Annotated in this window: 20 protein-coding genes and 1 riboswitch; of the genes, 12 read left to right on the top strand and 8 right to left on the bottom strand. The window is 44.4% G+C overall.

From position 1 onward, the window contains the following. Positions 1-19 precede the first annotated feature (19 nt). Positions 20-1,396, top strand: coding sequence for an NAD(P)/FAD-dependent oxidoreductase (locus tag HED67_RS00415; protein ID WP_221717177.1), 1,377 nt, complete (start codon positions 20-22; stop codon positions 1,394-1,396). On the opposite strand, the gene HED67_RS17480 is transcribed toward HED67_RS00415, so the two are convergent. Then, a complete protein-coding gene (locus tag HED67_RS17480; RefSeq protein ID WP_178441643.1) occupies positions 1,377-1,511 on the bottom strand; it encodes an AzlD domain-containing protein in 135 nt (44 codons plus the stop codon). The genes HED67_RS00415 and HED67_RS17480 overlap by 20 nt on opposite strands. Continuing rightward, positions 1,511-1,930: an AzlC family ABC transporter permease gene (locus HED67_RS00405; RefSeq protein WP_260702721.1), complete on the bottom strand. Its 420-nt coding sequence runs from the start codon at positions 1,928-1,930 to the stop codon at positions 1,511-1,513. The genes HED67_RS17480 and HED67_RS00405 overlap by 1 nt, the downstream gene beginning before the upstream one ends. Positions 1,931-2,090: 160 nt before the next feature. Here HED67_RS00405 and HED67_RS00400 point away from each other — a divergent pair, with 160 nt between their 5' ends. Beyond that, positions 2,091-3,233 (top strand): ATP-binding protein, encoded by a 1,143-nt coding sequence (locus HED67_RS00400; RefSeq protein ID WP_221717176.1) that lies wholly within the window; start codon positions 2,091-2,093, stop codon positions 3,231-3,233. A gap of 11 nt (positions 3,234-3,244) precedes the next feature. Next, positions 3,245-3,841: a GDSL-type esterase/lipase family protein gene (locus HED67_RS00395; RefSeq protein ID WP_221717175.1), complete on the top strand. Its 597-nt coding sequence runs from the start codon at positions 3,245-3,247 to the stop codon at positions 3,839-3,841. 84 nt (positions 3,842-3,925) lie between these two features. Here the strand turns inward: HED67_RS00395 and HED67_RS00390 are convergent, their stop codons facing one another. The 3 genes from HED67_RS00390 to HED67_RS00380 are packed head-to-tail and all read right to left on the bottom strand — an operon-like array spanning position 3,926 to position 6,168. Beyond that, a complete protein-coding gene (locus tag HED67_RS00390; RefSeq protein WP_178441646.1) occupies positions 3,926-4,585 on the bottom strand; it encodes a 3-oxoacid CoA-transferase subunit B in 660 nt (219 codons plus the stop codon). After that, entirely contained in the window at positions 4,585-5,328 is a 744-nt protein-coding gene (locus HED67_RS00385) for a CoA transferase subunit A (RefSeq protein ID WP_178441647.1), read from the bottom strand. Before HED67_RS00385 ends, HED67_RS00390 begins: the two co-directional genes overlap by 1 nt. Positions 5,329-5,370: 42 nt before the next feature. After that, the gene (locus tag HED67_RS00380) at positions 5,371-6,168 is read right to left on the bottom strand and encodes an enoyl-CoA hydratase/isomerase family protein (protein WP_221717174.1); all 798 of its coding nucleotides are present in this window, start codon (positions 6,166-6,168) and stop codon (positions 5,371-5,373) included. Between the two features lie 312 nt (positions 6,169-6,480). On the opposite strand from HED67_RS00380, the gene HED67_RS00375 reads away from it, so the two are divergent. From HED67_RS00375 to HED67_RS00355, 5 genes are all read left to right on the top strand, one after another. Further along, positions 6,481-7,524, top strand: coding sequence for a methionine ABC transporter ATP-binding protein (locus HED67_RS00375; RefSeq protein WP_221717173.1), 1,044 nt, complete (start codon positions 6,481-6,483; stop codon positions 7,522-7,524). Further along, on the top strand, positions 7,508-8,188 hold the full coding sequence (locus HED67_RS00370) for a methionine ABC transporter permease (protein ID WP_117539223.1): 681 nt from the start codon (positions 7,508-7,510) through the stop codon (positions 8,186-8,188). The genes HED67_RS00375 and HED67_RS00370 overlap by 17 nt, the downstream gene beginning before the upstream one ends. 28 nt (positions 8,189-8,216) lie before the next feature. Beyond that, entirely contained in the window at positions 8,217-9,137 is a 921-nt protein-coding gene (locus tag HED67_RS00365) for a MetQ/NlpA family ABC transporter substrate-binding protein (RefSeq protein WP_221717172.1), read from the top strand. Positions 9,138-9,315: 178 nt separating this feature from the next. After that, entirely contained in the window at positions 9,316-10,683 is a 1,368-nt protein-coding gene (locus HED67_RS00360) for an FAD-binding oxidoreductase (protein WP_221717227.1), read from the top strand. 15 nt (positions 10,684-10,698) lie between these two features. Next, the gene (locus HED67_RS00355) at positions 10,699-11,865 is read left to right on the top strand and encodes a pyridoxal phosphate-dependent aminotransferase (protein ID WP_221717171.1); all 1,167 of its coding nucleotides are present in this window, start codon (positions 10,699-10,701) and stop codon (positions 11,863-11,865) included. Between the two features lie 18 nt (positions 11,866-11,883). On the opposite strand, the gene HED67_RS00350 is transcribed toward HED67_RS00355, so the two are convergent. The 3 genes from HED67_RS00350 to HED67_RS00340 form a co-directional block, all read right to left on the bottom strand. Continuing rightward, positions 11,884-12,315, bottom strand: coding sequence for a hypothetical protein (locus HED67_RS00350; RefSeq protein ID WP_246612043.1), 432 nt, complete (start codon positions 12,313-12,315; stop codon positions 11,884-11,886). A 122-nt stretch (positions 12,316-12,437) separates the two neighbouring features. Further along, positions 12,438-12,641: a helix-turn-helix transcriptional regulator gene (locus tag HED67_RS00345; RefSeq protein ID WP_117539215.1), complete on the bottom strand. Its 204-nt coding sequence runs from the start codon at positions 12,639-12,641 to the stop codon at positions 12,438-12,440. 1 nt (position 12,642) lies between these two features. After that, positions 12,643-13,050 carry a hypothetical protein gene (locus HED67_RS00340; RefSeq protein WP_221717170.1) on the bottom strand — a complete coding sequence of 136 codons (408 nt, stop codon included), beginning with the start codon at positions 13,048-13,050 and terminating at the stop codon, positions 12,643-12,645. A gap of 158 nt (positions 13,051-13,208) precedes the next feature. Further along, positions 13,209-13,321, top strand: a riboswitch (FMN riboswitch). Between the two features lie 331 nt (positions 13,322-13,652). On the opposite strand from HED67_RS00340, the gene HED67_RS00335 reads away from it, so the two are divergent. The 4 genes from HED67_RS00335 to HED67_RS00320 all read left to right on the top strand — a co-directional run bounded on the left by HED67_RS00335 (position 13,653) and on the right by HED67_RS00320 (position 20,379). Further along, complete coding sequence (locus tag HED67_RS00335; RefSeq protein WP_221717169.1) at positions 13,653-15,038, top strand: MATE family efflux transporter; 1,386 nt, start codon at positions 13,653-13,655, stop codon at positions 15,036-15,038. A gap of 127 nt (positions 15,039-15,165) precedes the next feature. Beyond that, the gene (locus tag HED67_RS00330; RefSeq protein WP_117539203.1) at positions 15,166-15,864 is read left to right on the top strand and encodes an ABC transporter ATP-binding protein; all 699 of its coding nucleotides are present in this window, start codon (positions 15,166-15,168) and stop codon (positions 15,862-15,864) included. A 12-nt stretch (positions 15,865-15,876) separates the two neighbouring features. Further along, positions 15,877-18,198 (top strand): ABC transporter permease, encoded by a 2,322-nt coding sequence (locus HED67_RS00325; RefSeq protein WP_221717168.1) that lies wholly within the window; start codon positions 15,877-15,879, stop codon positions 18,196-18,198. A gap of 15 nt (positions 18,199-18,213) precedes the next feature. After that, a complete protein-coding gene (locus HED67_RS00320; RefSeq protein WP_221717167.1) occupies positions 18,214-20,379 on the top strand; it encodes a hypothetical protein in 2,166 nt (721 codons plus the stop codon). Positions 20,380-20,381: the final 2 nt, after the last annotated feature.

Genomic DNA, 20,381 nt, shown 5'->3' with positions numbered 1-20,381 from the left:
ATATAGGGAGATTTAAAGAATGAAACAATATGATGTGATTATAATCGGTGCAGGACCGGGCGGTATTTATTCAGCATGGGAGCTGGCCATGAAGAAACCGGAGCTTAAGATTGCGGTTTTTGAGAAAGGCAGAGAGCTTGAAAAGAGAAAATGTCCGATCAACGGAGATACAGTTAAATCCTGTGTAGGATGTCCTTCCTGTGCTATTATGAGCGGCTTTGGCGGTGCAGGTGCCTTTTCTGACGGAAAATACAATATTACCAATGAATTCGGCGGTACGCTGCATGAATATATTGGCAAGAAAAAGGCCATGGAGCTGATGCGTTATGTAGATGATATCAATATGAGTCATGGCGGCGAGAAAACACGCATGTACTCAACAGGTGATACAAAGTTTAAGAAGATCTGTATTCAGAACAATCTGCATCTGTTGGATGCATCTGTGAGACATCTTGGTACAGATGTGAATTATATTGTGCTGGAACAGCTTTTTGCCGAGCTGAAGGATAAAGTTGATTTTTACTTTAACTGTAGTGTGGAGCATGTGACAAAAGAAGCTGAAGGCTATGGTGTTCATACGGCTAAGGAGAGTTATTTCTGCAAACAGTGCATTATTTCCGTTGGCCGAAGCGGCAGTAAGTGGATGGAAACTGTCTGTCAGGAGATGAATATCCCAACTAAATCCAATCGTGTGGATATCGGTGTGCGTGTTGAATTGCCGGCGGTTGTATTTTCAGATTTAACAGATGAATTGTATGAAAGCAAGATTGTTTATAGAACAGAGAAGTTTGAAGATTTGGTGCGTACGTTCTGTATGAATCCGAAGGGTGCGGTTGTGGCCGAGAATACAAACGGAATTGTGACAGTGAATGGTCACAGCTATGAGAATCCGGAACTGCAGACAGAGAATACCAACTTTGCCCTTCTTGTAGCCAAGCATTTCTCAGAACCCTTTAAGGACAGCAATGGTTACGGTGAAAGTATTGCCAGACTTTCCAATATGCTGGGCGGCGGTGTTATTGTACAGCGTTTCGGAGATTTGATCAGGGGAAGAAGAAGTACAGAAAAGCGTATCAAAGAGAGCCTTGTTGTGCCGACATTGTCAGCGACCCCGGGAGATCTGAGCCTTGTACTTCCGAAGCGAATTCTTGACGGCATTATCGAGATGATCTATGCACTGGACAAGATTGCTCCGGGTACGGCCAATGGAGACACTTTGCTTTATGGTGTGGAAGTTAAGTTCTATAACATGGAAGTGTCCATTGATGAAAACCTTGAGACAAAACACAAAGGCCTGTATATTATCGGCGACGGCAGCGGTGTGACCCATTCTCTGTCTCATGCATCTGCCAGCGGTGTGTTTGTGGCAAGACGCATTATGGAAGGCATCGAATAAAGATCATATACAAAATAGTTCCGGCGGCCAAACTTAACAGTGTATTGCGTTTCCAGATATGGAGAATAACAACACCTGCAATGGCGATCAGTAAAATAGAATGACTTGGATTCATTACGGCAGTTCCTTTCTTCTTTCAGCCTGTGTAAAAGCAGTGACAAATAAAACGGTAACAATAAGGGCCGGAAGCAGGAAATTACCTGTACCAAATATAAACAAGCAGATAATGCCTGCAAGAAGCCCGGTAACGGCACAGCGGCTGGCCATTTTAGGATGAGCCAGTACCTGATCCAGCAGAATGACAACAAAAAGTGCGGTCATTGAAAAATCAATGCCGGTAAAATCAAAAGGCAGAACCTGACCGAGAAGCGCACCGATGACGGAGCCGACGATCCAGTAACTCTGATCAAAAAGATTGATTAGAAACCAGGCTGGACGGTTTTTCTCTTCCGGATCTTCATTTTTACAGCTGCAGAGAACGGAATAGGTTTCATCCGACAGGGAGAAAATCATGTAAAGCTGCGTAAATAGCAGGCTTTTATTGACGGGAATAGATTTTCTATGTTACCCTAAGAGATGGATATTAATGAGAAATTCAATAAAAAAGCGGTGTTTACGGAGAAGGAATTTCCAATGGTCACTGATGGACAATTTTGAATGGTCATCAACAGTTGTATAGGATGGAGAGAAAAGAATGAATGAGTCTGCAGAGCTAACAATTAAAGAATTATCCGACATGGCCGTGGGTTCTTACCTGCTGGCAGATGTCAGGGATGAGATTTCCTTTGGTTACGGTGCGATTCCTGGGGCGGTCAGTATGCCGAATATTGTTGAACTGGCCAAAGAAGGAACTCTTGCAAAGGATAAGAAATATATTTTATATTGCATGAAGGGGGTGGCCAGTGCAGATGCGGCAATTGAGCTGCGAGAGCTGGATTACGATGCAGTGAGTCTGGCCGGTGGTTATAGCGCATGGCTGATGGCCAGTTTTGGCGGTGATGACAAGCAGGAGGATATTGAAAAAAGTCTTCGCAAGGGGCGTTTTCATAAGGCACTGTTCAGCAAATTTGCCAAGGCCATCAATACCTATGATCTGATTCAGCCCGGAGACAAGATTGCGGTCTGCATTTCCGGCGGTAAGGACTCTATGCTGATGGCGAAGCTGTTCCAGGAATTGAAGCGGCACAATAAGTTTCCATTTGAGCTTGTTTTCCTTGTCATGGATCCGGGTTACAGTGAGGTTAATCGAAAGCTCATTGAAAATAATGCACGGATCATGGGGGTGCCGATTACTGTTTTTGAATCTCAGATTTTTGAGGCAGTGTACGATATCAAAAAATCTCCATGTTATCTTTGTGCAAGAATGCGTCGCGGTCATCTGTACAACAAGGCAAAAGAACTGGGGTGTAATAAGATTGCATTGGGTCATCACTATGATGATGTTATTGAAACTATTCTGATGGGGATGCTTTATGGTGCACAGGTGCAGACCATGATGCCGAAACTGCACAGCAGCAATTTTGAGGGGATGGAACTGATCCGTCCGATGTATTTGATCCGTGAGGATGATATCAAGCAGTGGCGTGATTTGAACGGCCTGCACTTTATTCAGTGTGCCTGCAGATTCACGGATACCTGCAGTTCCTGCCGTCCGGATGGGACATCTGCTTCCAAACGAATGGAGATCAAGCAGTTGATCAGTGAACTTAAGAAAGTGAATCCTTTCGTGGAGGGCAATATTTTCAAGAGTGTGGAAAATGTGAATCTCAGCACAATCATCGCCTACAAACAGAATGGACAGGTTCATCATTTCCTTGATACCTACAATGACAAATAGGAGGTTTGCAAATGACTCATAAAATCATATGCTATGGTGATTCCAATACTTATGGTGCCTGCGGTTTTGTAGGCGGAAGACATGCTGCGGACAGTCGCTGGACAGGGATTCTTCATGATTCCGGTTTATATGAGGTTGTAAATTTGGGAGAGAACGGGCGGGAGATTCCATCGGACCGATGGGAGTTCAATGAATTGGCAGATTTTCTTCGTCAGGAGCCGGATTTTGATTTGCTGACGATCATGCTCGGCACGAATGATTTGTTGACCATGGTTCGCTCCGGAAGTGCCAAAGTGGCTGTGCGTATGGAGCAGTTTCTGACAGAACTTCTGAATACACAGCCAAACGTCTGCAGGACGGAACAGATATTGTTGATCGCTCCCCCTTCAACAGTACTTGGTAAAATGGCACCTTCATCCGCCGCATTGGATGAGGCTTGTCGTGAACTTGGAGATTATTATGCAGATATTGCAGGAAAACTTCATATACATTTTGCTAATGCATCTATCTGGCCTGTTGAATTGGGGCCTGACGGTGTTCATATGACAGTAACGGGACATCAGGTTTTTGCTGAAGAAATGAAAAAGGTACTGGCTGACATTTTTTAAATGTCGGTCAGTACCTTTTTATCAGTTTACCTTAAAAATTATTCTGAGACTTCAAAAACTGTTTCCAAAATAAGCTGTGAAAGTTTACTGCATCACACCAACTTTATCCGGAACGATGACGTCAGCTTCTGTACATGCCAGAATATCTTCAACTGTATATCCCGGTGCAACTTCGCGGAGAACGAGACCTTCCGGTGTTACTTCAAAGTAACATCTCTCAGTAACGATATCTGTGACACACTGATAACCTGTCAGAGGCAGTGTGCATTTCTTGAGAATCTTGGACTGACCGTTCTTCTCGCAGTGATCAGTTGCAACGATAATCTTCTTGACACCGGCACAGAGATCCATAGCGCCGCCCATACCAGGAACAAGTTTGCCAGGAATCGTCCAGTTGGCAATGCTGCCTTCCTGATCGACCTGCAATGTACCAAGAACAGCTGCGTCAATATGACCGCCGCGGATAAACATAAAGGAAGTTTCATTATCATAAACACTTCCGCCAGGAATGATAGAAGCAGGCTGACCACCGGCATCGATACAGTCGATATCAACGTCGTCCCAGCTTGGGGAAGGACCACTTCCCACCGTTCCGATTTCAGCTTCAAGCCAGAGCTCAACACCTTCAGGAAGATAGTTCACACACATAAGAGGAACACCGATACCAAGATTTACAAAATCACCATTTTTAAAGAATTTCGCGCAGCGGGATGCAATGAGTGCGCGTCCGGTTAATTCTGCCATTACTTATTCCCTCCTTCTGCCTTTTCTCTTGCTTTGGCTTCTGCCTTGGCTTTTGCACGCTGCCACATTGGACACAGTGGGCGTTTCTCGCCTGTGCGCACATAGACCATATCAACAATAGGTGCAGGTACGTGAATCTCTTCCGGTCCGAGTTCACCGACTTCTACGACTTCTTCTACTTCGGCAATGACAAAATCACCGGCGAAAGCCATCGTGCTGTTGGTAGCTCTGGAATTCAGATGGAAATAGAGATTGCCGGCTGTATCAGCTTTCGTTGCCTTAATCAGGGAAACGTCTGCATGGAGCGGCATCTCAAGGAGATATTCCTTGCCGTTGATTGTCAGTTTCTGCTTGCCGTTCTCAACTTCCGTGCCAACACCGGTAGGTGTCAGACAGCCGCCAAGACCGGCACCGCCGCAGCGGATACGTTCGGACCATGTACCCTGTGGACAGAATTCGATATCCAGTTCGCCTGCAAACATCTGATCGCGGGCAAGCGGATTGAGAGCGATATGTGTTGTTACAAGCGTTTTCACACGTTTTTCACGGATCAGCTTGCCCACACCCTGATCCGGCATACCTGCGGAAACAGCAATGGCATGGATATCCTTGACACCCTTCTCGAGCATACCGTCAATAATCTCATCGGCGGCAAATTCACCGTGCCAGTCGCCAAACATAATAGTCTGGCCATCATGAATCTTGCTAAGTGCTTCTTCTTTGCTTACAACTTTAGACAGCAATTCGACAACCACCTTTCTTAATTACTTATTCTGTTCAAAAATCTATTTGCCTTCAAAATGGGCTTTGCGTTTCTCCATAAATGCTTTGCAGCCTTCCTGGAAATCCATAGATGCAGCACATTCGCGCTGTGTAGGGATTTCAGTTTCAGCAAGCCACTGCTTGTAATCTGAATAAGCGGCATCGTAAATCTGTTTCTTGATATTCTTATAAGAAAGTAATGGGCCTGCAGCCAGCTTTCTTGCAAACTTCATGGTTGCTTCATCCAGTTCTTCTTTAGCAACAACTTTGTAAGCCAATCCGAGCTCTTTTGCTTCCTCTGCACTGACTGGGCGACCAGTAGCAGCCAGTTCCATTGTGCGGGCGGTACCAAGGCTCTTCGTCAGAAGATAAGTTGCACCTGTGTCAGGAACAAGACCGATATTGACAAAGGCCAGAATGAATTTGGCATTGTCAGCACAGATCATAAAGTCACCGCCCAGCGCAAGGCTGACACCTGCACCTGCAGATGCACCGCAAACGGAAGTGATGACGAGCTTGCTCATACGTTTGAGACCGTTAGCAACAACACCAACCTTGCCAATCAGACCATCCATGTTCACTTCACCGCCTGCCTGAATCAGATCATAGAAATATCCGATATCGCCACCAGCGGAGAAAGCACGGTCTGTACCTTTTAATACAACAACTTTAACATTCGGGTCCTTCTCAGCAGCATCCACTACATACATCAGCTCATCAGCCATCTGTTCGTCAATCGCGTTCAGATTCTTCATGTAGTTCATTGTGATCACAGCAATACCGTCTGCGTCAACGGTATAGATCAGTTTTTTCAGTTCCATAAAAAAACCCCCTTTAAAAGTACCTGTCGGCACATCACTGCAATGCAGAGATGAAATATAATTGTGCAGTATGCACAATACCTATATAGTTATTATACGATGACGTGTAAAAAACGTCAACAAGATTTTGCGTTATTCCGGCTACAAAACATGCAAAATGTCGTAAAAATAAAGTATTAACGGCAATTATATATAAAAAATAAACAAAAGTATAGCACGCTGGTAGGAATATTTCGATTTGTATTGACATGTTAGACAATATATCATATAATTCCTATCAATACACTAAGAAAAAGAAAAGAAGTGAGTCAGTTGATCAGATTTGAACATGTTTCCCGTGTTTATCACAATGATGGCCGGGAATTTGCAGCAGTGAACGATGTGAGTCTTGAGATTGAGAAAGGCGAGATATTCGGTATCATCGGATTCTCCGGCGCCGGCAAATCCACATTAGTTCGATGTATTAATTTGCTGGAGCGGCCGACTTCAGGAAAAGTCTTTATCGGTGACGAGGAACTGACTGCCATGTCACCGGCAGAACTGAGACAGCACCGCAAGAAAATCGGTATGATTTTCCAGCAGTTTAATCTCTTTGCTTCCAGAACGGTTTATGATAATGTGTCATTTCCGTTAAAGGGCAGCAATCTGACAAAGGAACAAAAGGATAAGAAAGTCCGTGATTTGCTGAAACTGGTAGAACTGGAGGAGAAGGCTTCAGCGTATCCGTCACAGTTATCCGGCGGACAGAAGCAGCGCGTGGCCATTGCCAGAGCTCTGGCTAATGATCCGGAGATTATTCTCAGCGATGAGTCCACCAGTGCGCTGGATCCGAGAACAACAAGAGCGATTCTTGACCTTTTGAAGAAAGTCAACAGAGAGCTGGGCATCACCATTGTGGTGATTACCCATGAGATGCAGGTTATTAAAGACATTTGTGATCGGGTAGCGGTTATGAAAGATGGTCGTGTTGTTGAGACAGGAACAGTATTTGATATTTTTGCCAATCCAAAGGAGCAGATTACAAGAGAGTTCGTTGAGAACACATCCAATATGTCCCGGATTTATGAATTGGTGGAGACCAAGAGCCCTGTGGTGGAGTTAAAACCGGGAGAGGCTATCTTGCGTTTCAGATATCTGGAGCGAAACGTGTCGGAAGCCCTTGTTTCACAGTTATCAAGAAAATTCGATTTGGATTTAAATATTATTTTCGGAAGCATTGAATTGATTGGTGAAAATCCAATCGGCGGGCTGGTGGTTATTGCCCAGGGAACATCGGACAATATCAATCAGGCAATTCAATACCTGAAGGACAAGAATGTAGGAGTGGAGGTGATTCTGGATGGTCGAACTGCTTAATCAATGGTTGCCGAATGTCATGGACAGACCGGATGTTTTTATCAAGAGCATTCAGGAGACCTTTATCATGGTGGGATGGTCAGGAGCTATATCATTTGTGGTTGGTTTATTTCTGGGAGTTCTGATTACAGTAACGAAGCCGGGAAATATTCTGGAACACCCGCTGGTTTATCAGATTATCGATAAGGTGGTCAACCTTTTCAGATCTGTACCCTTTATTATCCTGCTGGCTTGTCTGGTTCCCCTTAGCCGTCTGATCATGGGAACGGCCATCGGTGTCAAAGGTGCCATTGTGCCTCTGGTATTTGGATGCGCACCGTTTTTTACAAGACAGATTGAATCAGCGTTGGCGGATGTGGATCCAGGGCTGATCGAGGCTGCACAGTCTATGGGATTGGACAATAAAGATATTATTTTCAGAGTGTATCTGAAAGAGAGTATTGCAGGCATTGCCCGCGGTACAACTATTACCATTATCAGTCTGATCGGCCTGACAGCCATGGCAGGTGCCATCGGTGCAGGCGGTCTGGGAAACTTTGCCATTATGTATGGTCATCAGAGAAACATGCCGGATATCACTTATACAACAGTGGTTGTGCTGGTTATCATTGTTACGGTGGTACAGCTCATCGGCAATTATATAGCGAAAAAAAATACACATTAAAATTGAGTGACATCAGGAGGAGAGAGACATGAAAAAGAAGAGTTTTATTGCACTTGCATTAACAGCTGCACTGGCACTTGGCGCATTAACAGGCTGCGGAAGCACCACGGCAAAGGAGACAACAGGCAGCACAGATGCAGCAGCTGAGACAACAAAAGCATCCGAAACAGCAGGTTCAGAGGTAGCAGGAAGCGAAACAGCAGTTTCAGGTGAAACACGAGTGGTTAAACTGGGATTAACTGGCGTTATCTATGAAGACATCTGGAATCCAATTAAAGAAGAACTGGCCAAAGAAGGTGTTGATCTGGAATATGTTCAGTTTTCTGATTATTCCCTGCCGAATGAAGCCTTAAATGCCGGTGAAATCGACATCAACGCTTTCCAGCATCACGCATATTTCAACAATGATGTGGAAAAGAATGGTTATGATATTACACCAATTGCAGATACATTTATCATTGCTATGAATCTTTATTCTGACAAGGTAAAATCCGTAGATGAAATCAAAGATGGTGACGTTATTGCTATTCCGGATGATGCATCCAACGGCGGCCGTGCACTGAAAGTACTGGCATCCGCAGGGCTGATCACACTGAAAGCAGAAGCAGGCTCTAATCCGACGGTTGCGGATATCGATACATATAATGTAAAAATTGAAATCAAGGAAATGGGCGCAGCAGATATCCCATCTGTATTGCCGGATGTGACCGCAGCCGTTGCCAATGGTAACTATGCATTGGATTATGGTATTGATCCGAGCACAGCTATTTTTGAAGAAAAAGATTACGATGACGACAGCTATTTCTGCCTGATGGCTGTTCGCAGCAGTGACGCAGACGATGCAGTTTATAAGAGAATTGTAGAATTATTCCAGTCAGAAACAACAAAGCAGATTTTCCAGGATGAATTCAACGGTTACTTTGTTCCTGCATGGGAAGTACAGAAATAATAGACAGAATAAACATAACTATTCAGTACAATCTGAAGCATTTGCTGCCGAAGATGTGAGAAGATGATTCAAAGATGCAAAATTCCATCAGCAAAGGTGATTGTTGATGGATTTTGCATTATAACAGTGAGAGAATTGAACTGTTATGACAGAAAAGATGAGGAGAGCGAGAAAAGCCATGAAGGAAGCACTTTTATCAATTATAAAAGATGAAAACAGAATCATTACAGACCAAATTGACCCGCAGTATCTTTCTGATAATCTGGGGCGTAAAAAAGGAACAGCCGAAGCGGTTGTTTTCCCGGTATCTACAGAGGAAGTCAGCGGTGTCATGCACTATGCCTGGGAAAATAATCTGCCGGTGACACCGAGAGGTGCAGGTACGAATCTTGTTGGCTCCACTGTACCGTCAGGTCACGGCATTGTGCTGGATGTGTCTTTGATGAATCATGTCCTTGAGCTGGATGAGGAAACCTTCACGGCCACTGTTGAGCCGGGGGTTGTACTGGAAGATTTTCAGGCCTATGTTGAAAGCAAAGGTTTATTCTATCCACCGGATCCGGGCGAAAAGAAAGCCACCATCGGCGGCAATATCAGCACAAATGCCGGCGGCATGCGTGCTGTGAAATACGGTGTAACAAGAGATTATGTCATGGGGCTGGAACTGGTTCTGGCAGATGGCACCGTTGTCAAGGCGGGCAGCAAGAACAGAAAAGATACCTCCGGCCTTGATCTGAAAGAGATTGTTATCGGTTCCGAAGGAACACTGGCGGTGATCACCAAATGTATACTGAAACTGATTCCGAAGCCTGAGGACAGCCTCAGTGTCCTTCTCAGTTTCGACAGTCTGAAAGCAGGTATTGAGAGTGTCAGACAAATTATTCAGGCCAATTTGAATCCGACAGCCATGGAATTTATTGAGCGTAAAGTGATTCAGCTGGGGGAAGATTATCTGAAAATGTCATTCCCTGAACCGGAGGCCAGTGCGTATGTGCTGACAACCCTTGATGGCAGCAAAAATGAAATCAATGCTCACCTGGAAAGTCTTCGAAAAACGGCAAAAAAGAGTGGTGCACTTTCTGTCCTGCCTTTGGAAGATAAAGAAGAAGCGGCCAGAGTCTGGAAGATCCGCGGTATGCTGGTCAAAGGCGTGGAGGCTGTTTCAGAACAGGAACCAATGGATATTGTTGTCCCGATCAATCAGATTGATGCTTTTGTCAATTTTGTAAATTCATTTGAAAAAGAATGTGGTATGCGCATGATCAGTTTCGGACACGCCGGAGACGGCAATGTGCATTTGTGTGTTGTCCGAGGTGATAGAGACGATGAAACATGGGAAAAAGAGCTTGACGTTAATCTGACTGTTCTTTATGATAAAGCTTATGCACTGGGCGGTCTGGCCAGCGGCGAGCACGGTATCGGACTGAGCAAGCAGAAATATCTGCTGAAAGCATCAAAGCCGGAAAACATTGCATTGATGAAGCGTGTGAAAGCAGCTTTTGATGAGAAAAATATTTTAAATGCAGGCATTTCCTACAATGTCTAAAGGAGTATAGAATATATGAAACCGTTAAGTGATAAAACTGCCGGATTTACAGATTCGGTAATCAGAAGAATGACAAGAGTCTCAAATCAATATGGTGCTGTGAATTTATCTCAGGGATTTCCGGATTTTGACCCGCCGAAGGAAATCACAGACAGACTGCGTGAGATTGCACCGCACGGACCGCATCAGTATGCCCTGACATGGGGCGCACAGAACTTCAGAGAAGCCCTTGCGAGAAAACATGAACATTTCTCGGGTATGAAAGTAGATCCGAATAAAGAAATTGTTGTCACATGCGGCAGTACGGAGGCGATGATGGCTTCCATGCTCACCGTCTGCAATCCGGGAGATAAAGTCGTTGTCTTTTCGCCATTTTATGAAAATTATGGTGCAGATGCGATTCTATCCGGCGCACAGCCGATTTATGTGCCGTTAAATCCGCCGGAATTTAACTTTGATGCCAATGTACTGGAAGATGCCATGAAGCAGGATGGGGTGAAAGCCCTGATTCTCTGCAACCCGTCCAACCCATGTGGCAAAGTCTTTACACTGGAAGAACTACAGATCATCGCTGATCTGGCCATTAAATATGATCTGTATGTTATTACTGATGAAGTGTATGAGCATATTTTGTATAAGCCGAATAAACATATTTATATGGCCACGCTGCCTGGAATGCGTGAGCGTACAATTATCTGCAACTCCCTTTCAAAGACTTATTCCATTACAGGATGGCGTCTGGGTTATGTCATTGCACCGCCTGAAGTCATTGACAGAGTCAAGAAAGTGCACGACTTCCTGACTGTAGGCGCTGCAGCACCGCTGATGGAGGCGGTTGTGCCGGGACTGAACTTCGGTGATGATTATTATATCGAACTGCAGAACCATTACACCCATATGAAAAACCTCTTTGTAGGCGGGTTAAAAAACATCGGTTTGACCTTCACAGAGCCTCAGGGGGCTTATTATGTCATGGTAGATATCAGCGAGTTCGGTTATAAAGATGACTATGAATTCTGTGTGGATCTGACAGAGAAAGTCGGCGTCGGCGCTGTTCCGGGTTCCAGCTTCTTCAGAGAAGACGTGAACCAGTACATCCGATTCCATTTTGCAAAGAAGGACGATACATTGAATGCGGCGTTGGAAAGACTGGCGGATATTCGGAAGATATTGAAGAAATAAATTTTCTTTTTAGAAGCCTCAATATCCCCATGTCATCAGCTTCCACTTACCGCCATTAGAACGAGCCAGCCACCATTGCCAGCCGGTATATTCTTCATCAGGATTCCATGCACCGCCGCCATTTTTCGGAGAATGAAAATCGCTTGTAAACATAATGCACTGGTCGAAGGTTTTCTTGTTATCATTGGCAGCTTCCAGTTCGTTCATCCAGGCAATATGATCGGGGGTGTTGCATTGGTCATCTGAACTGTAGGAAATACTGTGCAGTTCACAGCCGTCAAAATCCTTGAATACAGTTTTAATGGCCTTGATGGCGGCATCCATATCTTCTTTGGAGTAGATGGAAGAGCTGCCATAATCAATGGTGACATCTGATATTTTGGCCTGCTTGCCGCATGCGGTTAAGGCAAAAAGACCGATGATACCTAAAAATAATAAATATTTTTTCAATGTTTCCGACCTCCGTTCTGTGAAATTTCTGAAATCCTAATATTTTTATGAGTAGTATAACATATAATTAGGAGATATAAATGAACGAATCCCTTAAGAAAAAATGACGATTTATTTAGGCTTTATTCATCCGTATACTGAAATAATTCCTCAACCGTTGTGTGAAAAACCCTGGCGATATCCATAGCCAGCTTTAGGGAAGGATTGTATTTGCCCCGTTCAAGATTGACAATGGTTTCCCGGCGGACGCCCACCAGTTCGGCGAGGTCAGCCTGTTTGAGGTTGTATTTTTCTCTGTAGGGTTTTAAATTGGTTAAAAGTGCCATGCTATACTCCTTTGGTGTCCATGATGTAGAAGAGAATCGTGCGTATAATGGCAAGAGCAATCAGGATACCCATCAGGCAATAGCCAATGAGGTCTGTTGTTATTGACAATCTGCCGACAGCACAGATGAAACTCAGAACAATGATTGCAGCGGCACCGATTTTCAGACACAGGGCATCGCAGCGTTTTAGGTTGGCCTCAGACATTTCATCCGGTCGTTCCTGTTTGTATTTCCTAAGGCGAGATGCGCGGGAGATAAAATAGAAGAATGTAAAGGCAAAGACAGCATATTGAATCGACGTATAATAGTTGTGCCAGTCATTTCTTGCCCACATCCAGTAGTAAAGGGCAATCAGAATGGCAAAGACAATCTTATCAGCAACAATTTCCCGTAATGATACTTTTCTCATAAAACAAATTCCTCCTTTGAAGTGATGTATTTCTCACTTGCTATGTGATAAATATATCACTTTTCAAAACGTGTGTCAAGACAAAATGTGCGAAATTTATCACTTAATACGCAGCCGTTGACAGCTTTGGAAAAGTATGTTATTTTGAGGTTAAGTAAAGTTTTCTTCGGAAATGAGCATGTTCTCTACTGGCGGTGACAGCCCGCGAGCCATTCGGTTAATTCGGTGTAATTCCGGAGCCAACAGTCAGTCTGGAGGGGAGAAGAAGGCTTTCCGGCTGGGCGCCGGATGCCGTTTTCTGCTCATTCTATCTAAGTCATCATATCAGCATCCGGTATTAATATTATTTCTTTTTGGAAGTAATAACTGCCGGGTGCTTTTTGCTTTGTTCAAGTCGAGCGACCGCGAGACTTGGCGCGTGATTCTGGTCAGCGTAAGCTGACATATTCTTTACAGAATCACTGCGCATCCTCGCGGAGCGTTTATCTCAGTCGGAGATTGGACTCCCACTGACACAAATTTGCTGTTACTCACCACCTGAAAGAGGTGGGAGTCTTCTCGACAGAGATAAAATTTCATGATGATTGAGGAGGAGATGGAGAATGGAAAATATGCAGACAAACAGAAATCCTTTGGAATCGGAACCGCTGACGAAGCTTTTACTGAAATATTCTGTTCCGACAACCTTGACTTTGATGGTTAATTACATCTATAATATCGCAGACCAGATTTTTGTGGGGCAGGGTGTGGGCATCACAGGAATGGCAGCCATCAATATCGCTTTTCCGCTGTCAATTCTTGTCAATGCGGTTTCACTGCTTCTGGGAGATGGTTGTGCGGCTAATGTCAGTCTGTGTCTGGGACGACGTGAACAGGAAAATGCCAATAAGATTTTTGGGCAGGCAGTGACCTGGATTGTTGCCAGCGGCATTGCGCTGGCATTCATTTGCGGTATTTTGGCACCGTATATCGTTACATTGTTTGGAACAACGGATACGGCTTATGGGGAGTCTCTGGCTTATATGCGGGTGATTGCCATTGGCATCCCGTTTCAGCTCATTTGTCCGGCTTTTACGGCGATGATTCGTGCGGACGGATCACCGCAATATACTATGAAATGTATGATGGCCGGTGCAGTGGTCAATATTATTCTGGATCCTGTATTTATTTTCGGGTTGAAAATGGGAGTCGTGGGGGCAGGTATTGCCACGGTGATTGGAGAAATGGCAGCAGGCATATTATGTCTGCTCTATCTGCGCAGATTGCAATCTGTACAGCTTGAAAAGGGCACATTGCGCCCGACATGGACGGTGACAAAGATGATTCTGCAGCTTGGTTTTCCGAGTCTGCTGACTCAGGGATTAACGGCGCTGGTACAGATCGTGTTGAACAATCTCATGCGGGTTTACGGTGAAGCCAGCATTTACGGCAGTGATATGTCGCTTTCTGTTTATGGTATGATGATGAAAGTCTATCAGCTTGCGCATTCCATGTTTGTCGGCGTTTCCTCCGCTATTCAGCCAATTAACGGCTATAATTTCGGAGCGAAGAATTATCAGCGTGTGCGTCAGACTTATCGATTGGCCACAGGAATCGCAGTCGTTATTTCAGCTGCATGGTGGCTGGTTTATATGGTATTTTCAAGACAGATAGCAGGATTGTTTGTTGCGGATAATCAGCTGTATTTTGACTGTACGCAGCATTGTTTCCGGCTTTATATGATGGCCTTTTTCCTCTATGGGGTGCATATGACGACGGCTTCCTTCTTCCAGGGAATCGGGAAGCCGACGAAATCCTTGCTGATACCGCTGATTCGACAGGGCATACTGCTTATTCCTTTGGCTTTGCTGCTGTCAAGAGCAGTAGGTCTTGACGGGGCACTGCTGGCGGCACCTGTGGCAGATACAGTTACTTGTCTGCTGTGTGTGGCTTTGGCACGAACGGAATTCAGGCGGTGGGAAAAAGCTGGGATGTTGTTACCATCTTAATAAATGAGAATGTTTATCAAAAATGCAGTATTCTATCAATGATGCTGCATTTTTATGATACACTGGTTAGAGATAACTAATATTGTGGCGAAAAACAGTCAATACAGAATGAAGAGAGGCGAGAGGAATGTTTCTGGAAATCAATCAAATCAGGAAATCTTACGGCTCAGGGGAGAGCCGGGTTGAAGTGTTGAAAGGGATTGATCTGTCCGTAGAGCAGGGGGAATTCTGTGTGCTTCTGGGACCTTCTGGTTCCGGTAAATCGACACTTTTGAATATTATCGGCGGTATTGACCAGGCGGACAGCGGGGATATCTGCATTCGAGGTGAAAGAATGGCAGATATGAAAGAAAAGAAGCTGACATTGTATCGCAGAAAACATCTGGGATATATTTTTCAGATGTACAATCTGATTCCGAATCTGACAGTCAGGGAGAATGTAGAAGTCGGGGCTTATCTCAGTGAGAAGCCGCTGGATGTGGATGAACTTTTACATACACTGGGACTTTACGACCACAGAAACAAGCTGCCGAACCAGCTTTCCGGCGGACAGCAGCAGAGAACGGCCATCGGCAGAGCCATAGTCAAAAATCCGGATATTCTGCTGTGTGATGAACCGACAGGCGCGCTGGACTACAATACATCTAAGGAAATCCTGAAACTCATTGAAAAGGTCAATCAGAAATACGGCAACACAGTGATTATGGTCACCCATAATGATGCCATCAAAGATATGGCGGATCGTGTGGTACGTCTGAGAGACGGCATGATCCGCAAGAATTATCTGAATGAGCAGAAGCTTTCGGCGGATGCATTGGACTGGTAGGAGGTGGTACAGATGAAGAATCCACTGAATCGGCGTCTGACAAGAGAATTAAAAGGAGAATTGGGAAAATATCTGGTGATTCTGATTCTTCTGATCGCAACCATCGGGTTTGTATCCGGTTTCCTTGTGGCGGATGGCAGTATGCTGACAGCTTACAATGAAAGTTTTGAAAAATACAACATAGAAGACGGTCATTTCACAGTTGTCAAACAAATGAACAAAGCCCAGAAAAAGAATATTGAATCTCTGGGAATAACGCTTTACGATTTGTTTTATGTGGAAGAAACGTTAGTGACGAATGATAGTACGCTTCGAATTTTTCCAGATCGCAAGGACGTCGATAAAGTATGTCTGATGGAAGGAAGTATGCCGGAGAAATCGGACGAAATTGCCATCGACAGAATGTATGCGGACAACAACAGTCTGAAAGTAGGCGATGTGATTGCATCAACAGATCACAGCTGGAGAGTGACTGGATTGGTGGCCTTGTCTGATTACAGCGCATTATTCTCGGACAATAATGATTCAATGTTTGATGCGATCAAGTTTGGGGTGGCCATTGTGGCTGAGAAGGGCTTTGCACAGCTGGATCAGTCTAAAGTGACCTGGCAGTATGCATGGAAATACAATCAATCGCCAAAGAACAACATAGAAGAGAAAGAAATGTCGGATGATTTGATGTCAGATATCAATAGCACTATTGTACTGGACAGCTATACACCGCGTTATCTGAATCAGGCGATTAATTTTACCGGTGAAGATATGGGAAGTGACAGAGGCATGATGATTGTCCTGCTGTATATGGTTATTGTGATCATGGCTTTTGTGTTCAGTGTGATCATCAGCAACACCATCAGCAAAGAGGCCAATGTCATCGGCACGCTTCGGGCATCCGGTTATACGAGAAGCGAGTTGGTGCGGCATTATATGATGGTGCCGATTTTTGTCACTTTGATCGGTGCCGGTATCGGCAATATTTTGGGATACACTGTTTTGAAAGATGTTTGTGCGGGCATGTATTATGGCAGCTACAGTTTGCCGACCTATGTTACATTGTGGAACTCGGAAGCCTTTGTATTGACCACCATTGTGCCAGTGGTGCTGATGGCAGTCATCACCTTCGCGGTATTATCTTACAAACTGACACTTTCACCGCTGAAGTTTCTGAGACGTGATCTGAGCAGAAGAAAACAGAAACATGCGTTGCCGTTGAGTGTGCATATTCCGTTTTTTAATCGATTCCGTATCAGGGTCATTCTACAGAATCTCAACAATTATCTAGTGCTTTTTGTCGGCATATTATTTGCCAATATGCTGCTGCTCTTTGGACTGGGATTGCCGGTAGTACTGGATCATTACAAAGCGACCATTGGCGACAATATGCTGGCCAATTATCAGTATCTGCTTCAGATGCCTGTGGGAACGGTGGATGAGGATCACAAGCTTGAAAGCATGCTGAATATGTTGATGTTCAATCGTTTTGTTGAAACGGATAATGAGGATGCGGAGAAATTCAGCGCATATTCTTTGAAAATGCAGCAGAATACATCTAAAACAGAGGAAATTTTGCTTTATGGCATTGAGTCGGACAGCCGATACGTTCACTTGGATTTGCAGCCGACGGATGTCTATATTTCATCGGCCTATGCGGATAAATATCTGATTCAGCCAGGAGATACCATTACGCTGAAAGAAACCTATGAAGATAAGAGCTATGATCTGACGGTAACCGGTATTTATGATTATGAAGGTGCATTGGATGTCTTTATGTCGAGAGAAGCATTAAATGACATGTTTGATCTGGGCAGTGATTATTTTTGCGGTTATTTTTCCAACAGTGAAATTACGGATATTGATTCGAAATATATTGGATCGGTGATTGATATTGATGATATGACCAGAATCAGTCGTCAATTGGAACAATCCATGGGCAGTATGATGTATATGGTTGATGGATTTGCAATGCTGATATTTATTGTTTTGATATATCTGCTGTCCAAAATTATTATAGAAAAAAATACCCAGTCCATTTCTATGAGCAAGATTCTTGGCTATACCAACAGTGAAATTAGTCGGTTATATATTGTTTCAACCCTCGTGGTGGTGGCTGTGTGTATCCTGATCAGCATGCCGATTGTTTATGAGGGATTGGTTTATATTTTTCGGTGGATGCTGATCAACAGTATGTCCGGATGGATTCCGATTTATCTTGGCAAATCAATTTATGTCAAAATGTTTATCATGGGTGTTGTTTCCTATGGTGTGGTTGCTTTGCTGGAGTACAGGCGTATTCAGAAGATTCCGATGGATACAGCGCTTAAAAATGTGGAATAGACGGGAGGCAGTGCGATGAAAATAAAAAAGCGATTAAAAGATAAGGCGGGAATGCTCGTATTAACAGTGGTGCTTGTGGTGGCTGCGTTGATAGCGTCTGTTGTGAGCGGTTGCACGGAGCAGGTCAAAGCAGGGGAGAATGAGGTTTCAGCAGAAACTTCAGCTGATACTGACAATAGTAGCCATAAAGAAATTAGGACAACAGATGCAGATAAGAATGGTAGTAAGAATGCTCAGGTATCGGATAGCGATAAAAGCGCTGACAAAGGCAGTGATAAAACAGATAAAACGGAAACTGTCTATGCCAAGGCAGATTCATCCGGCAAAATTTATGATGTGTCTGTGGAGGCAGTGCTGAAAAATGAAGGAGAGGGTGAAATCACAGATTATTCGACACTTTCTGACATTAAGAACACAGAAGGCGACGAAGAATTTACAGAGAAGGGCAGCAACGTGGTTATATGGGAGAATCATGGTGAGGACATTCAATATAAAGGTACTTCTACAGATGCTCTGCCGGTGGATGTCAAGATTACTTATTATCTGAATGACAAACAGGTGACTGCGGATGAATTAAAAGGACAAAGCGGCAAAGTCAGAATCCGCTTTGATTATACCAACAAGTATTCTCAGAAAGTAGAAGTAAATGGAAAGACAGTTGAGGTATCCACACCTTTTGTTGTGTGCTCAGCCATGTTCCTGTCATCGGATAACTTCAGTAATATTGAAGTGACCAACGGCAAAACCGTGGAAATGGATGACCAGAACATTGTAATTGGTTATGCCATGCCGGGACTTTCCGACAGTCTGCAGTTGAAGAATTATGAAGCCACAGAAGATGTTGATGTTCCGGAATATGTGGAACTGACAGCGGATGTGACAGATTTTTCACTGGATTTCACAGCAACCATTATCTCCAACGGTATGTTCGGCAATATGGATACGGATGACTTGAAAGATGTAGATGACCTGATTGATGCCATGGATGATTTATCAGAGGCTTCAGACAAACTGGTGGACGGCGCTGCAGAGCTGGCAGATGGTGCGGATGAATTGGGTGACTATTTTGGACAGTATCTGACAGGGGTATCTGCAATGGATGAAGGTTCCGCAGGTTTAATGAAAGGGCTGAAAACCGTCAATGACCAGAAAGGCGCACTTCTTGAAGGTGCCAAAGGCCTGCAGCAGGGACTTGAAACATTGAATCAGTCATTGGCAACAGTGAATCTGGATGGACAGTCTGTGGATATGCAGCCGATGTCAGCAGCCGCAGCAGCACTGGCACAGGATACAGCAAAATTAAAAGAAGCGCTGACAGTCATGCAGTCAACGTTAAATGATGTGAAAACCTTTGCCAATGATGCAAAATCTTATAAGGAATCTGTTCAGAAAAAGACTTCCGAGGCAAAAGGTGCACTGGATGCAGTGGATTTGAGCGAGGTAGAGAAAAAGGCAGAATCAGAAGCAAAAGAGCAGGCATCAAAGGCTGTGAAAGAGGCTCTTGCGGGTACAGATTTGACAGATGATCAGAAAGCTGAGATTCAGTCAAAAGTGAAAGACAGTATTTCAATTTCTGATACAACGGATACGGCTTCAGGAAAGATTGCCGAGGCAAAAAATGCGCTGAAAGATATGCCGGATCTTGAGATTCCGGAGTTTTCACTGGGTACAGATACAATTACCGCATTGGTTGAAGATATGCAGAAGCAGCTGCAGGCACTGGGACAGTATTCAGAAGCCTTGTCGAATCTTGGCACACAGATGTCCGGACTCTCAGGCACACTGGAACAGTTAAAATCCGGTGTCAGCAGCCTGGCCTCCGGCAGCGGTCAGCTTACCGAAGGCGTGCAGGCTTTGAACGATGGTATTGAGCAGCTTTATCAGGGATCGGTGGCATTAAATGACGGTACGGGACAGCTCATCACAGCCGGAAATGCTATCTCTAAAGGATTTGATGGCCTGTCAGAGGGAACAGATGCCCTCAGTGACGGCATGAAAGAATTTGACAAAGAGGGCATTCAGGAACTGAAGAAACTGGCCGGGGATGACCTGGAAAACATTATTACACGTGTACGTGCTCTGAAAAAAGCAGATGAGCAGTACAACAACTTTTCTGGTCTTGAAAAAGGCAAAACCGGAAGTGTACGCTTTATTGTAGAAACAGACGAGATAAAAAAGTAAAG

Origin of the sequence: Pseudocoprococcus catus (genome assembly GCF_019734885.1) — a bacterium.
Taxonomy (GTDB): Bacteria; Bacillota; Clostridia; order Lachnospirales; family Lachnospiraceae; genus Coprococcus_A; species Coprococcus_A catus.
This window is presented reverse-complemented; position numbering and strand designations above follow the sequence as displayed.

Excerpts from the sequence above, each read along its gene's own strand:
- HED67_RS00345 (WP_117539215.1), bottom strand. The coding sequence starts at position 12,641 with ATGGCACTTTTAACCAATTTAAAACCCTACAGAGAAAAATACAACCTC.
- HED67_RS00400 (WP_221717176.1), top strand. The coding sequence starts at position 2,091 with ATGAATGAGTCTGCAGAGCTAACAATTAAAGAATTATCCGACATGGCC.
- HED67_RS00380 (WP_221717174.1), bottom strand. The coding sequence starts at position 6,168 with ATGGAACTGAAAAAACTGATCTATACCGTTGACGCAGACGGTATTGCT.
- HED67_RS00370 (WP_117539223.1), top strand. The coding sequence starts at position 7,508 with ATGGTCGAACTGCTTAATCAATGGTTGCCGAATGTCATGGACAGACCG.
- HED67_RS00320 (WP_221717167.1), top strand. The coding sequence starts at position 18,214 with ATGAAAATAAAAAAGCGATTAAAAGATAAGGCGGGAATGCTCGTATTA.
- HED67_RS00355 (WP_221717171.1), top strand. The coding sequence starts at position 10,699 with ATGAAACCGTTAAGTGATAAAACTGCCGGATTTACAGATTCGGTAATC.
- HED67_RS00330 (WP_117539203.1), top strand. The coding sequence starts at position 15,166 with ATGTTTCTGGAAATCAATCAAATCAGGAAATCTTACGGCTCAGGGGAG.
- HED67_RS00360 (WP_221717227.1), top strand. The coding sequence starts at position 9,316 with ATGAAGGAAGCACTTTTATCAATTATAAAAGATGAAAACAGAATCATT.
- HED67_RS00395 (WP_221717175.1), top strand. The coding sequence starts at position 3,245 with ATGACTCATAAAATCATATGCTATGGTGATTCCAATACTTATGGTGCC.
- HED67_RS00325 (WP_221717168.1), top strand. The coding sequence starts at position 15,877 with ATGAAGAATCCACTGAATCGGCGTCTGACAAGAGAATTAAAAGGAGAA.
- HED67_RS00365 (WP_221717172.1), top strand. The coding sequence starts at position 8,217 with ATGAAAAAGAAGAGTTTTATTGCACTTGCATTAACAGCTGCACTGGCA.
- HED67_RS00340 (WP_221717170.1), bottom strand. The coding sequence starts at position 13,050 with ATGAGAAAAGTATCATTACGGGAAATTGTTGCTGATAAGATTGTCTTT.
- HED67_RS00390 (WP_178441646.1), bottom strand. The coding sequence starts at position 4,585 with ATGGCAGAATTAACCGGACGCGCACTCATTGCATCCCGCTGCGCGAAA.
- HED67_RS17480 (WP_178441643.1), bottom strand. The coding sequence starts at position 1,511 with ATGAATCCAAGTCATTCTATTTTACTGATCGCCATTGCAGGTGTTGTT.
- HED67_RS00415 (WP_221717177.1), top strand. The coding sequence starts at position 20 with ATGAAACAATATGATGTGATTATAATCGGTGCAGGACCGGGCGGTATT.
- HED67_RS00335 (WP_221717169.1), top strand. The coding sequence starts at position 13,653 with ATGGAAAATATGCAGACAAACAGAAATCCTTTGGAATCGGAACCGCTG.